This window comes from Faunimonas pinastri (assembly GCF_900110915.1).
GTDB lineage: Bacteria > Pseudomonadota > Alphaproteobacteria > Rhizobiales > Afifellaceae > Faunimonas > Faunimonas pinastri.
Window position 1 is genome coordinate 59,057 of record NZ_FOFG01000001.1, and the last position, 13,621, is coordinate 72,677.

The 13,621-nt window shown below is 65.3% G+C and carries 12 protein-coding genes; 11 read left to right on the plus strand and 1 reads right to left on the minus strand.

The features are described from left to right. The first annotated feature begins 46 nt into the window (after positions 1–46). From tolQ to BMY25_RS00350, 11 genes are all read left to right on the plus strand, one after another. Complete coding sequence (tolQ, locus tag BMY25_RS00300; RefSeq protein WP_092494603.1) at positions 47–763, plus strand: protein TolQ; 717 nt, start codon at positions 47–49, stop codon at positions 761–763. Further along, positions 763–1,215: a protein TolR gene (gene tolR, locus BMY25_RS00305; protein WP_092494604.1), complete on the plus strand. Its 453-nt coding sequence runs from the start codon at positions 763–765 to the stop codon at positions 1,213–1,215. The genes tolQ and tolR overlap by 1 nt, the downstream gene beginning before the upstream one ends. Positions 1,216–1,218: 3 nt before the next feature. Further along, positions 1,219–2,355, plus strand: coding sequence for a hypothetical protein (locus tag BMY25_RS20650; protein ID WP_092494605.1), 1,137 nt, complete (start codon positions 1,219–1,221; stop codon positions 2,353–2,355). Then, the gene (gene tolB / locus BMY25_RS00315) at positions 2,355–3,710 is read left to right on the plus strand and encodes a Tol-Pal system beta propeller repeat protein TolB (protein ID WP_092495112.1); all 1,356 of its coding nucleotides are present in this window, start codon (positions 2,355–2,357) and stop codon (positions 3,708–3,710) included. The genes BMY25_RS20650 and tolB overlap by 1 nt, the downstream gene beginning before the upstream one ends. 187 nt (positions 3,711–3,897) lie before the next feature. Then, positions 3,898–4,425 carry a peptidoglycan-associated lipoprotein Pal gene (gene pal, locus BMY25_RS00320; RefSeq protein WP_428976928.1) on the plus strand — a complete coding sequence of 176 codons (528 nt, stop codon included), beginning with the start codon at positions 3,898–3,900 and terminating at the stop codon, positions 4,423–4,425. Between the two features lie 128 nt (positions 4,426–4,553). Beyond that, positions 4,554–5,396: a tol-pal system protein YbgF gene (ybgF, locus tag BMY25_RS00325; protein WP_177176633.1), complete on the plus strand. Its 843-nt coding sequence runs from the start codon at positions 4,554–4,556 to the stop codon at positions 5,394–5,396. Beyond that, positions 5,368–6,711 (plus strand): tRNA lysidine(34) synthetase TilS, encoded by a 1,344-nt coding sequence (tilS, locus tag BMY25_RS00330; RefSeq protein WP_092494608.1) that lies wholly within the window; start codon positions 5,368–5,370, stop codon positions 6,709–6,711. Before ybgF ends, tilS begins: the two co-directional genes overlap by 29 nt. Before the next feature lie 197 nt (positions 6,712–6,908). Further along, positions 6,909–8,831 (plus strand): ATP-dependent zinc metalloprotease FtsH, encoded by a 1,923-nt coding sequence (gene ftsH, locus BMY25_RS00335; protein ID WP_092494609.1) that lies wholly within the window; start codon positions 6,909–6,911, stop codon positions 8,829–8,831. Positions 8,832–9,078: 247 nt separating this feature from the next. Then, positions 9,079–10,419 carry a phosphoglucosamine mutase gene (gene glmM / locus BMY25_RS00340; RefSeq protein ID WP_092494610.1) on the plus strand — a complete coding sequence of 447 codons (1,341 nt, stop codon included), beginning with the start codon at positions 9,079–9,081 and terminating at the stop codon, positions 10,417–10,419. Positions 10,420–10,596: 177 nt separating this feature from the next. After that, entirely contained in the window at positions 10,597–11,373 is a 777-nt protein-coding gene (locus tag BMY25_RS00345; RefSeq protein WP_092494611.1) for an outer membrane protein, read from the plus strand. A 204-nt stretch (positions 11,374–11,577) separates the two neighbouring features. Further along, positions 11,578–12,804, plus strand: a complete 1,227-nt coding sequence (locus tag BMY25_RS00350) for an acyltransferase family protein (protein ID WP_177176634.1) — start codon at positions 11,578–11,580, stop codon at positions 12,802–12,804. 20 nt (positions 12,805–12,824) lie between these two features. Here BMY25_RS00350 and BMY25_RS00355 read toward each other — a convergent pair whose 3' ends face one another. Continuing rightward, the gene (locus tag BMY25_RS00355) at positions 12,825–13,487 is read right to left on the minus strand and encodes a Crp/Fnr family transcriptional regulator (protein WP_092494613.1); all 663 of its coding nucleotides are present in this window, start codon (positions 13,485–13,487) and stop codon (positions 12,825–12,827) included. Positions 13,488–13,621 lie beyond the last annotated feature (134 nt).

Below are 13,621 nucleotides of genomic sequence, written 5' to 3' on the forward strand. Positions count from 1 at the left end.
TGGGTGGCCAAAGGCCGCATAGATCGGAATTAGGCGATCAAACCTCATGCATGATGCCGTCGTTCAGACTTCCCTCGCTGCACCGGCGGGCGGCTTTTCTCTGCTGTCCCTGTTCTGGCAGGCCCACATCGTCGTCAAGCTCGTGATGCTTGGACTCTTGTCCGCGTCCGTGTGGTGCTGGGCGATCATCATCGACAAGTTGATGACCTTCTCCCGCGTGAAGCGGCAGATGGATCAGTTCGAGAACGTGTTCTGGTCGGGCCAGTCGCTGGAGCAGCTCTACCAGCAGGTTTCCGCCCGCGAGGCGCACGGCATGGGTGCACTCTTCGTCGCCGCCATGCGCGAGTGGAAGCGCACCTACGAATCCGGTGCTCGATCGCTGCACGGCCTCGGCAACCGCATCGACCGCGTCATGGACGTCACGCTGGCGCGTGAGATCGACCGGCTCGAGCGCGGGCTTCTGGTCCTCGCGACCGTCGGCTCGGCGGGTCCGTTCATCGGCCTCTTCGGCACGGTGTGGGGCATCATGAGCTCCTTCACCTCGATTGCCGCTTCCAAGAACACCAATCTGGCGGTCGTGGCGCCGGGCATCGCCGAGGCGCTGCTCGCCACCGCCTTCGGCCTGGTCGCCGCTATCCCCGCCGTCATGTTCTACAACAAGTTCGCCGGCCAGGTGTCGCGGCTTTCCACGCGCATGGAAGGCTTCTCCGACGAGTTCGCCGCCATCCTGTCGCGCCAGATCGACGAGCGGAGCGCCGCCTGATGGGCGCCCGGCTCGCAGGTGGGGGTGGAGGCGGTGGCCGGCGCAGGCGCGGGCACCGCAACAACGCCGTCATGGCCGAGATCAACGTCACGCCTTTCGTCGACGTGATCCTCGTGCTGCTGATCATCTTCATGGTCTCGGCGCCGCTCCTTACCTCCGGCGTGCCGATCGATCTGCCGGAAACGCAGGCGAAGGCCCTTTCCGCCGACACCGAGCCGCTGACGGTTTCCGTCCGGTCCGACGGCAAGATCTATCTTCAGGATAATGAAGTGACGCCCGACAAGCTCGTCGCAACGCTCCAGGCCCTCGGCAAGGACGGTCCCGAGCAGCGTATTTTCGTGCGTGGCGACAAGACGGCCGACTACGGCACCATCATGCAGGTGATGGGTCGGCTGAGCGAGGCCGGGTACAAGCATATCGGGCTCGTCACCCTTGAGGAGACGGGTGGCTAAGCCATGCGTCTGGGCGCCGGTGTCTCAATTGCGGTCCACCTCGGGATCCTGGTCTTCGCGCTCTTTGGGCTGCCGAATTCCAAGCCCATGAACGTCGACGATTTCGACGCGATGCCGGTCGACCTGGTCGACATGTCCGAGATTTCCGACATGCGGATCGGCGACAAGAAGGCGAAGCCCGTCAAGGACGAGCCGCCGCAGACCAAGAGCAACATCAAGGCACCGACGCCGTCGAAGCCGGCCGACAAGCCGGTGGATCGTCCCGTGGACGCCGCCAACGAGGCGGCTCCGCCGCCGACGCAAGCGCCGACACCCGAGCCGCCGAAGCCGACACCCACGCCGCCTCCTCCTCCTCCTCCGCCGCCCCCACCGGAGCCGGCGCCGAAGCCGCCCGAGCCCGCGCCGCCTCCGCCGAAGCCTGTGCCGCCGCCGGTCGAAAAGCCGGCTCCGCCGCCGCCGAAGCCGGCCCCGGAGCCGACGCCCGAACCCGCGCCCAAGCCGGAGCAGAAGGAAGAGGCCAAGCCCCAGCCGGAAAAGCCGACTCCGCCCGCGCCGAAGCCTCCACCGCCGCGCCCGACGCCACCCAAGCCGACGCCGCCGAAGCCGACGCCGCCGAAGATGGACAAGGCCGACCAGGACGAACTGACCAAGCTCGCCGAGGCGACGCCGAAGCAGCAGTCGAAGGAAAAGTCGCAGGATTCCAAGTCGAACAAGAAGTTCGACGAGGACAACATCGCCGCGCTTCTGAACAAGCAGAAGGCCGGTGGTGGCGACCCCGATCCCGCGAACAAGCCGCAGACCTTCGGCTCCGACAAGGGCAAGCAGACCGCCTCGCTCAGCCAGAGCGAAGTGGATGCGCTGAAATCCGCGCTTTATCGCTGCTGGAACCCGCCGGTCGCCGTGCGTGAAGCCGGCAATCTGCAGGTGGAGATCCGCATCGAGCTGCAGCAGAACGGCCAGCTTGCGGCCGCCCCGCAGCTTTTGAGCGGCGGTGGCGATCCCGTGGGGCAGGTGGCGGCGGAAAGCGCCATGCGCGCCGTGGAGGCCTGTGCGCCGTACACGATGCTGCCGGCCGACAAATTCGAGTCATGGCATCAGATCGATTTCACCTTCGATCCGAGCCAGATGCTTGGTGGATGATGAGGAGTTCCGAATTGAACCTGACTGCAACAAGACCGGCGAAGAGGGGCGCTTCGCTCCTCGCAGCCTTGATCGTGGCAGTTGTCGGCATGACGGCGCCGGCGATGGCCCAGCTGAAGGTCGACGTCAACAAGGGCACGGTGCAGCCGATGCCGATCGCCATTCCGACCTTCGTCGGCGGCGGCAACGCACCGGACGAACTGAGCCAGAACGTGTCGCAGGTCATTACCGCCGACCTGAAGCGCTCCGGGCTTTTCGCGCCGCTCAACCCGCAGTCCTTCGTGGACCCGGTGGTGCCCCCCTCGACGACGCCGAACTTCACCAACTGGCGCCCGCTGAACGCGCAGGCACTGGTGTCCGGTCAGGTCACCGCGACCGGCGACGGCCGCATCATGGCGCAGTACCGGCTGTGGGACATCTATTCCGGCCAGCAGCTCACGGGTCAGCAGTTCTTCGCCAATCCCGCCAACTGGCGCCGGATCTCGCACATCATCGCCGATTCCATCTATGAGCGGCTGACGGGCGAGAAGGGCTATTTCGATACCCACATCGTCTATGTCGACGAAAGCGGCGGCAAGGGTCAGCGCACCAAGCGCCTGGCGATCATGGACCAGGACGGCGCCAACGTGCGCTATCTCACCAGCGGCGACGCGCTGGTCGTGACGCCGCGCTTCTCGCCGCTGCGCCAGGAGATCACCTACGCCGCGCTGAACAACGACCAGTGGCACGTCTATCTCCTGAACCTGGAGAGCGGCCAGCGCGAGCTGATCGGCAACTTCCCGAACATGGCCTTCAGTCCGCGCTTCTCGCCGGACGGCCAGACGGTGGTCCTGTCGTTGCAGAACGGCGGCAACGCCAATCTCTATACGCTGGACCTCCGCACCCGGCAGCTGACGCGCCTGACGGACTCGCCCTCCATCGACACGGCGCCCTGCTATTCGCCTGACGGCCGGCAGATCGTGTTCGAGTCCGACCGCGGCGGCAACCAGCAGCTCTACCTCATGAGCGCCTCGGGCGGCGCGGCCAAGCGCATCAGCTTCGGCCAGGGCCGCTATGCCTCGCCGGTCTGGTCGCCGCGCGGCGACTTGATCGCCTACACCAAGCAGGCGGGCGGCCAGTTCGGCATCGGCGTCATCAAGCCGGATGGTTCGGGCGAGCGCCTGCTCACCGACGGCTACGACAACGAGGGCCCGACCTGGGCGCCGAACGGTCGCGTGCTGATGTTCTTCCGCGATCCGGGCGGCGCGAATTCTGGCCCGAAGCTGTGGTCGGTGGACTTGACCGGCTACAACCAGCAGCAGGTCCCCACGCCTTCCTATGCGTCCGATCCGGCCTGGTCGCCGCTGCTGAACTGACGACCTCCGCATTCCGCCCGGCGCCCTTGCGGGAGGGCCGGGCGGGACGCGAGACACCTAGCTCCGCCGCTTTGAAAAAGATGCGCCGGACCGGCTTTCCCAAGCTCTTTTACTTCGCGTGTTTGGGAAGCGTTAACCTCAACATGGTTACTCATTCATCACTGAATTTAGCAAGGAGTGTGCGGCGATGAGCTCAGGCTTGTCCGTTCGAAAGATTTCGTTCGCGGGGCTCATGGTCGCCGCGCTGCTTGGTGCCGGTTGCGCCAACCAGTCCAAGATGCTCGGTGCCGGCGGTCTCGGTGGCGCCGGCGGCATGGGCGGCATGAACGGTGGCGGCGCTGGCGCCGCGACCCCGGGCAGCGCCCAGGACTTCCAGGTCAATGTCGGCGACCGCGTGTTCTTCAACACCGACGAATCTTCGGTGAACTCGCAGGCTGCCGGTATTCTCGACCGTCAGGCCGAGTGGCTGAACCGCTACCGTCAGTACACCTTCACCATCGAAGGTCACGCCGACGAGCGCGGCACGCGTGAATACAATATCGGCCTGGGCGCCCGCCGCGCCAATGCCGCGCGTGACTACCTGGTCTCCCGCGGCGTCGCCGCCGGCCGCATCCGGGTCGTCTCCTACGGCAAGGAACGCCCGGTGGCGCTTTGCAGCGACAACAGCTGCTGGTCGCAGAACCGCCGCGCCGTCACGGTGCTGAGCGGCCGCTAGACCGGTCCGACTGCGACACAACGGCCCGCCTCGTGCGGGCCGTTTCTTTTTGTTCGACACCGTCTCAGTTTGGCCGAATCGATAAGGCGATGGTAGGACACTGCCGATCAGCCCGGAGGCCACCGTCGATGTCGACGCGTTTACTGACCGCGTCCCTGCTTGCCCTGACCTTTGCTTCGCCCGCTCTGGCGCAATCCGCCCAGCAGCAGATCGGTCAGATGCAGCTCTATATCCAGCAACTGGAAGAGCAGAACCGGCAACTCACCGGGCAGGTCGACGAACTCACGCACCAGATCGGCATCCTGCAGCAGCAATTGGCGCAGGGCGCGCCCGCTCAGGCCGTCCCGGGCGCAACGCCGCCGGGCGCGATGGCTTCCGCCGTGCCGCCGACCGCCGCGCCCAATCCCGCCGCGATGCCCCAGACCAATGTTTCTCCCCCCATCGGGCCGGTCGGCTCGGCGGCGGGCGACAACGCGCCGCTCGATCTTTCGGCGCTTGCCTCGGGCGCCGCGCCCGGCGCCGCGCCGGCCTTCGGGGCTCCTGCGGGCGACGGCAATCCTGCCGCTCCGGCCTCGGTTTCGCCCGCCACCACGCCGCGCGAGCAGTACGACCAGGCCTACGGCTATATCCTGAGTGGCGACTACGACCTCGCGCAGCGCGGGTTCAAGCGATGGCTGCAGGCGAACCCCAACGATCCGCAGGCCAACGACGCCCGCTTCTGGCTGGGCGAGAGCTACTTCCAGCTCAACGATCCCCGCGACGCCGCCAGCACCTTCCTGGCCGTCTACAAGGCCGCGCCGCGCAGTCCCAAGGCGCCGGACGCGCTGGTGAAGCTCGGCATGTCCCTCTCGGCGCTGGGCGAGAAGGAAGCGGCCTGCGCCACACTGGGCGAGGTCGGCCGCAAGTTCCCCGAGGCCTCTGCCGCGGTGAAGACGCGGGTGAATGAAGAGACGCACAAGGCCGGTTGCTGACGCCGTGCCGGCCGGGATCGATCCGGAACGCGTCTTCGCCGGCTGCGCCGGTGCGAAGGGCATCGTGCTCGCCGTATCCGGCGGCCCGGACTCCACGGCTTTGATGGTGCTGGCGTCGCGCTGGAGCGAGGCGCCCCCGCTTCTCGTCGTCAGCGTGGATCACGGACTTCGCGCGGAAGCCGCAGACGAGGCCCGGCTTGTGGCGGAGAATGCGACCCGCCTCGGCCTTCCGTCCCGCATCATGCGTTGCGGCGCTTTTTCGACGGACGCCAATGTCATGTCGGAAGCCCGCAAGGCGCGTTACGCATGCCTCGCCAAGGCGGCGGCGGAAGCGGGCTTCGACACCGTGGCGACGGCCCATCATCTGGACGATCAGGCGGAGACGCTGCTGATGCGGATGGCGCGGGGCTCCGGCGTCTACGGCCTTGCAGCCATGAGCCGGGAGACGACGATCGGCGAGCTCCGGCTTGTCCGGCCGCTGCTGGACTGGCGCAAGGCGGACCTCGTCGATGTTGCTAACGAGAGCGGGCTGGCTGTCGTGCAGGATCCCAGCAATTCCGATCCGCACTACAGCCGCGCCCGTTTTCGCGGTCTGCTGCCGCTGCTGGAAGAACATGGCCTCACAGCCGAGCGTCTCGCCAAGACGGCGGGCCGCCTCGGCCGCGCCGCCGACGCGTTGGAGCAGGCGGCGGACCGCGTCCTGCAGGAGGGCTTCACGGCGGATCAAAACGGCGTCATCTCCGGCCCGGTCGAAGCGCTGGCCGGCGTGCATGAGGAGATCGCGCTCCGCGTCGTCGGCCGCCTTCTGCGGGCCGCCGCCGGCGACCCCTATACGCCCCGGCTGGATCATCTGGAGACGCTTTATAACGCTCTTGTCGAGGCGCAAGCCGCGGGCGGGGAGATCGTGCGCACCCTGCATGGCTGCGTCGTGGACGTGCGAGCGGGGCAGGTGGCGCTCCGGCGGGAATGGGGCCGGCAGGGGCTGGAGCGCAGGGCCGTAAAGCCCGGCGAGCGGCTGGTCTGGGACAACCGGTTCCGTATCGATGTTCCCGATGCGGAGGCAAATGCCGGAGAAAGCCTGACGATCGCGGGGCTCGGCGATGCCGGACCGGGGATCCGGATCGCCGGGCTCGGCCATGCCGTGTCGCAGACGCTGCCCGCGCTTTTCCGGGACGGCCAGCTGATTGCCGCGCCGCTGCCCGTGACCGCCTCGGAGCGGGCGCGGGAGGCGCATCCGGGCCCGGTCGGCACCCTGGGTGCGCTCTGTCTCGTGGGCCCGGCGCTGGAGCGGGGCCGGACCGGCGTTCGTCCCTGAATGCGGTGCTTTGCCGGGGGCGAAGGCAGGTCGGCGGGCGTTCTGCAGGAAGGGCTTAATGCTGCCATGCGAATCCTGCCTTTCGCATCAATGGAGATGTTGCCTTGGCAGCCGGAGTGCGACAACCTATCTAGGACCATGAAGGGATCGGAGCGCTTTCGTCACGTGCCTCCAAGTCCGGTCCCGAGGACACACGAATGAACCAGAATCTACGCAATTTCGCGCTATGGATCGTGATCCTGGTGCTGCTGGTGGCGCTGTTCAACCTGTTCCAGAACCCCAGCAGCCAGCCGGGCGCGGGTGACGTGAGCTATTCGCAGTTCCGCACCGATGTCCTGAACGGCCGCGTGAAGAGCGTGAACATCACCGGGCAGGATATCACCGGCGCCTTCGAGGATGGCTCGCGCTTCCATACCTATGCGCCGAACGGCAGCGACTACGTGTCGATGCTGGAAGAAAAGAACGTCCAGATCCGCGCGCATTCGGATTCCGAGAAGATGTCCTTCCTCTCGGTCCTGGTGTCCTGGTTCCCGATGTTCCTTCTCATCGGCGTCTGGATCTTCTTCATGCGCCAGATGCAGGGTGCCGGCGGCCGGGCCATGGGCTTCGGCAAGTCCAAGGCCAAGCTGCTGACGGAGGCGCATGGCCGCGTGACCTTCGAGGATGTCGCCGGCGTCGACGAAGCCAAGGAAGACCTCGAAGAAATCGTCGAGTTCCTGCGCGATCCGCAGAAGTTCCAGCGCCTCGGGGGACGCATTCCGCGCGGCGTTCTGCTGGTCGGCCCTCCCGGCACCGGCAAGACGCTGCTCGCCCGCGCTATCGCCGGCGAAGCCAACGTGCCGTTCTTCACCATCTCCGGTTCCGACTTCGTGGAGATGTTCGTGGGCGTCGGCGCCAGCCGCGTGCGCGACATGTTCGAGCAGGCGAAGAAGAACGCCCCGTGCATCATCTTCATCGACGAGATCGATGCTGTCGGCCGTCATCGCGGCGCCGGTCTCGGCGGCGGCAATGACGAACGCGAGCAGACGCTGAACCAGCTCCTGGTCGAGATGGACGGCTTCGAGGCGAACGAAGGTATCATCCTGATCGCCGCGACCAACCGGCCGGACGTTCTCGATCCCGCGCTGCTGCGTCCCGGTCGCTTCGATCGCCAGATCGTCGTGCCGAACCCCGACGTCATCGGTCGCGAGAAGATCCTCAAGGTGCATGTCCGCAAGGTGCCGCTCGCTCCGGGCGTCAACCTCAAGACCATCGCCCGTGGCACGCCCGGCTTTTCCGGCGCGGATCTGATGAACCTCGTCAACGAGGCCGCGCTGCTCGCTGCCCGTCGCTCCAAGCGGATGGTGACGGCCCGCGAGTTCGAGGACGCCAAGGACAAGGTCATGATGGGTGCGGAGCGCCGCACGCTGGTCATGACCGAGGACGAGAAGCGGCTGACGGCCTATCATGAAGGCGGCCACGCCGTCATCGCGATGCACGTGCCCTCGACCGATCCGGTCCACAAGGCGACGATCATTCCGCGCGGCCGTGCCCTCGGCATGGTCATGCAGCTGCCGGAGCGCGACCAGCTCTCCATGAGCTACGAGCAGATGACCTCGCGCCTCGCCATCCTGATGGGCGGTCGCGTGGCGGAAGAGCTGATCTTCGGCAACAACCGTGTCACCTCCGGTGCGGCGTCCGACATCGAGCAGGCGACCAAGCTCGCCCGCGCGATGGTCACCCGCTGGGGATTCTCCGAAGCGGTCGGTCGCGTGGCTTACGGCGAGAACCAGGAAGAGGTCTTCCTCGGTCATTCCGTGCAGCGCACGCAGAACATCTCCGAGGAAACCGCGCAGAAGATCGATTCCGAAGTCCGTCGTCTGGTCGACGAAGGCTACACGGAAGCGACCCGTCTGCTGACCGAGCACCGGAGCGAGCTTGAAAGCCTGGCTCAGGCCCTGCTCGAGTTCGAGACGCTGAGCGGCGATGAAATCCGCGGTCTCATGGACGGCAAGCGTCCCGTCCGCGAGGATCCGAGCGAGGACAAGTCCAATATCGGCCGCGGCTCGGCGGTGCCCTCCATCGGTCCCAAGACGCGACCGGAAGGCGACAACGGCCTGGAGCCCCAGCCGAGTGCCTGATCCGCTCGATCTGTGAGAACGAAAGGCCCGGCCCAGCGCCGGGCCTTTTCTTTTTGGCGCCGCCTCGTCGGCCGAGCACGGGCCCGCGCGAACGGGCGCATGGTTAGGGCAGGCAACAATCGGAAACCAAATTTGAGCGCGAACCGGCTCGCCGTGGGCTAAGAGCAGGGCAAGACGGAACAACGCTTAACTCTCGTTTACCATTCCTTGAGATGATGAGGGTTGGCAAGCACGCTCGAGGCGAACAATGACGCGACGCTATTTCGGCACCGACGGCATCCGGGGAACGGCCAATACCGCTCCGATGACGCCCGACGTCGCGATGCGGGTTGGCCAGGCAGTCGGCGTGCATTATCGCAACGGCCATCGCCAGCGCGTGGTGATCGGCAAGGATACGCGCCTTTCCGGCTACATGATCGAGACGGCGATGGTGGCGGGCTTCACCTCGGTGGGGGTGGACGTGTTCCTGCTCGGCCCGATCCCGACGCCCGCGGTTGCCATGCTGACCCGCTCGATGCGGGCCGATTACGGGGTGATGATCTCCGCCTCGCACAATCCGTTCGACGATAACGGCATCAAGCTCTTCGGCCCGGATGGCTTCAAGCTTTCCGACAGCGACGAGGCGCATATCGAGGATCTCATGGATTCCGATTTGTCGCGCGAGCTTGCCGCTGCCGCCGAGCTCGGACGCGCCAAGCGCGTCGATGGCGTGCTCGACCGATATATCGAGTTCGCCAAGCGCACGCTGCCGCGCCGCATGAACTTCGAGGGGCTGCGGGTGGTCGTGGACTGCGCCAATGGCGCCGCCTACAAGGCCGCTCCGCTCGCGCTCTGGGAACTCGGCGCCGACGTGATTTCCATGGGGGTGGAGCCCGATGGCTTCAACATCAACCGCGAGGTCGGCTCCACTTCGCCCGACGCGCTGGTGCGCAAGGTGCACGAGGTCCGCGCGGATATCGGCATCGCGCTGGACGGCGACGCCGACCGCGTCGTGATCGTGGACGAGAAGGGCAACATCGTCGATGGCGACCAACTGATGGCGCTCGTCGCCTCCTTCTGGAAGCAGGAGGAGCGGCTTGTCGGCGGCGGTATCGTCGCGACCGTCATGTCCAACCTCGGGCTGGAGCGCTACCTGCAGTCGGAGGGCCTGACCATGCCGCGCACGCAGGTGGGCGACCGCTACGTCAGCGAATATATGCGGGAGCACGGTTTCAATGTGGGCGGGGAGCAGTCCGGCCACATCATCCTGTCCGACTACAGCACCACCGGCGACGGGCTGATCGCGGCGCTGCAGGTGCTCGCCATGGTGAAGCGGGAGAGCAAGCCGGTCAGCGAGGTCTGCCACCGCTTCGAGCGCGTGCCGCAGATCCTGACCAATGTCCGCTTCAAGAGCGGTCAGCCCCTCGCCGACAGCGAAGTGCAGAAGGTCATCGCCGACGGGCAGTCGAAGCTCGGCAACAGCGGCCGGCTGGTCATCCGCCCCTCCGGCACCGAGCCGTTGATCCGCGTGATGGGCGAGGGGGACAATGCCGACCTCGTGCAGTCGATCGTGAACGATATCGTCAGCGTGCTGCAACGCGCCGCCTGATCTTGGGTTGGCCAAGTAGTGTTGCGGCCGGACCACAGTCCGGCCGCTCTTCGTTCAAGGATATACTCCTTTCGAGGAGCAGGTCGGCCATGGTTAAGGCGTTATTAAGCAATCCCGTCAATTAATCCCCTTTGACCGGCGGCCTTGGGCAATGCCGATTCGCGAGGGATGAGACCAATGCTCCGTTCTACCAAGCTGGCCCTGACAAGTTGCGCGATCGCGTTCTCCGCGATCCCTGCTGCCTTCGCCGCCGACTTGCCGATCTATTCGCCCCCTCCGGCGACGCCCGCCGTGATCCCCCCGCCGCCGGTGGCCGCGAGCGGCTGGTACCTGCGCGGCGACATCGGCTACAAGATCTACCAGAACCCGGACGTGCGCTATGACGGCGCGGTAATCGGTGCGGTGAACTTCAGCCACGAGAAGATCGACAACACGGGCACGATCGGAGGCGGCGTCGGCTACAAGTTCAACGACTGGCTGCGTGCCGACGTGACGGTCGACTACGAGTGGCCGGGCAAGTTCCACGGCAATACGCCCTGCGGCGCCTGCGGCTCCGGCCTCAACGACGAATATGCCGATATCTCAGCCGTCACCGGCCTCGCGAACGTCTATGCCGATCTCGGCTACTATGCCGGCTTCGCGCCCTATATCGGCGCCGGCGTCGGCCTCTCCTACCTCCGCACCAGCGACGTCCACTCCATCAACGCCGACGGCACGCGGGTCGATTTCGACAGCGACGGCCGCACCAATTTCGCCTGGGCGCTCATGGCCGGTGTTTCCTACGACATCACCCACAACGTCGCGCTGGATGTCGGCTACCGTTACCTGAACCTCGGCGACGCCGTGGCGAAGGATCCGGATTACGACGGCCGTATCAAGTACAAGGACATCGCGGCCCACGAAATCCGCGTCGGTCTGCGCTACACTTTCGGCGATGGCCCGAAGGCGTTCTGAGCCAGCCTCGCACGCCTGAGACTTTCAGATGGCGGCCTTCGGGCCGCCATTTTCATGTCTGGGGAAGGGGTCCGCCGACACGCTGCCCGGAGTGACGCTTTCGCCACGGGAGCGATGCAACCTCTTGCGGCTCCATCAGCCAGAAGTTGTATAACGTTTCTCCTCTCTCTATCCGTCATCCCTGAAGCCAAGGGGTGGGGGCAAATGAATTCCTACAAGAAAGATGGATCGCTTGAGGCGCTTCGTGGGGTAGCGGCGTTCTTCGTTATTTTCTGGCATATCGGGCTGGCGTTTTTTCCTGAATTCGTCTCAGTTCCTTCCCGGCCGGACGTTACGTGGAGTGCCGCAAACCAGATTTGGTTCGTTGTGCTGAATGGCGCATCGTCTGTGCAGTTCTTTTTCGTGCTCTCAGGCTTTGTCCTCACGCGCCGTTTTTTCCTGACCGATGACATGTCGATCATCATTCGCGGCGCGATCAAGCGTTGGCCTCGACTCATCGGCCCCGTTCTCCTCGGTGTCCTCGGATCGTGGTTCCTGTTCTGGACGGGGGCGTATGCCTACGTAGAGACGGGCAAGTTAACCGGAGCCGGATGGCTCTCAACTTTCGGGAATGCGTTTCATTCGGGCGTAAGAAGTCACATAACTCTTTGGCATGCTTTGGCTCAGGGGATTTTCTCGGTCTTCTTCCGCGAAGAGACATACTTCATCAGTGACTTGTGGAGCATGCGCAGCGAGCTTATCGGCAGCTATGTTGGTTTTGGGCTCGCTCTTTTTCTTGGCGCGACGCGCGGAAAGATTGTTCCGGGCATATTTATTCTCACCATAACGTTCATCATGACGAGCTATCTAAGCTGGTTGATGATCGCGTTTCCTGCCGGCGTTGCGCTGGCATGGGCGCTGCCTCGGAAGCCGCAGCCGCTTTCGATCCTGAGTCTGATTCCGCTTTTGACCGTCGGCCTCTATCTCCTCGGCTATTCCCAAGGCGCACGTGGAGCCTTCACGCCCATTTCCATGCTGGTCGATGGTCGGGTACCATATACTTTCGTAACAACTGTAGGAGCTTGCCTGCTCATCTTCGTTGTGGAGGCATGCCCGGCGATGCGCATCGCACTCTCTGGGCGATGGGCGTTGTTCCTCGGCTCGATCTCTTTTCCGATTTACATCGTGCATGTGCCAATTCTTGCTTCGCTGGGGGCACATTTTTATCTCTGGTATGCGGACGGAAGGTCGAGCGCCGGCGCTGGATTTCTGGCAGGAGCCGTCACAGTAGTTGGTGCGGTGATCGTCGCCTACCCTCTGGCGATCTTCGACCGCCGCTGGACCAAGTTCGTCAATCGGGTTACGGCCCGGGTGTTGGCGGACCCCGGGCAGCCCGCGCTCTCGGCGCGGCAGAGCTTCGATGAGGGCGGAGCGGCAACCGGCACGGTCTGAGACAAGCGGCCGGTGACCGTCTATTCCAGCCCCGCTTCGACGCGGAGCGCGGCTGGATCGGCCACCTCCATCGCGTGGCGGTCGGTTCGGCGGATCAGGCCCTCCCTTTGCATGGCGACGAGCGATCGGCTGACCGCTTCCGGGGTGACGCCGAGATAGTCGGCGATGTCCGTCTGCGGCATCGGCAGAGCGATGCGCGTGTCGTCGATCCGGCAGGTGGCGGTCCCCTGCAGGGTCAGGAGAAACCCGGCAACGCGGCGCCGTGCCGTCTTCTCGCCCAGTGTCAGCAAATGTCGCTGTGCGGACCGGGCCTGATGGCAGGCGTGGCAGAAAAGGTGAAAGCGAAGCGCCGCGTCTTCCTCCAGCAATTGCCAGAGGTCGGTGAGCCTGACCCGATCCACCACGGCAGGCGTGACGGTGCGGGCGCTCGTGGTGAAGCAGCCCGCCTCCGACATGCCGAAGATGTCACCGGGAAACAGGAAGGCGGTGATGCGGCGCTCGCCATGCAACAGCATGCAGTAACTTTCCACGACGCCCTCGATCAGGACGTAGCCGTGCTGACTGTCGGCACCTTCCAGGTAGATCGTCTCCTTCCGTCCGAAGGTCAGGCGCTGGGAAATCCGGGCCAGCTGTGTCCGCTCGGCGGCAGTCACTTCGTCGGCGCGCATGTCCGGATCGGTCATTCCATCTCCCGCGAATAGCAGAAGGTGGTCTAGCACGGCCCGTGTGTCCGATCGACGGCGACGATTCCTGGACGCCCGTTGAACTCTTGCGGCTCTGGAAGCGATGGCCCCTTGCGCCCGGGGCGCGTCTTCTA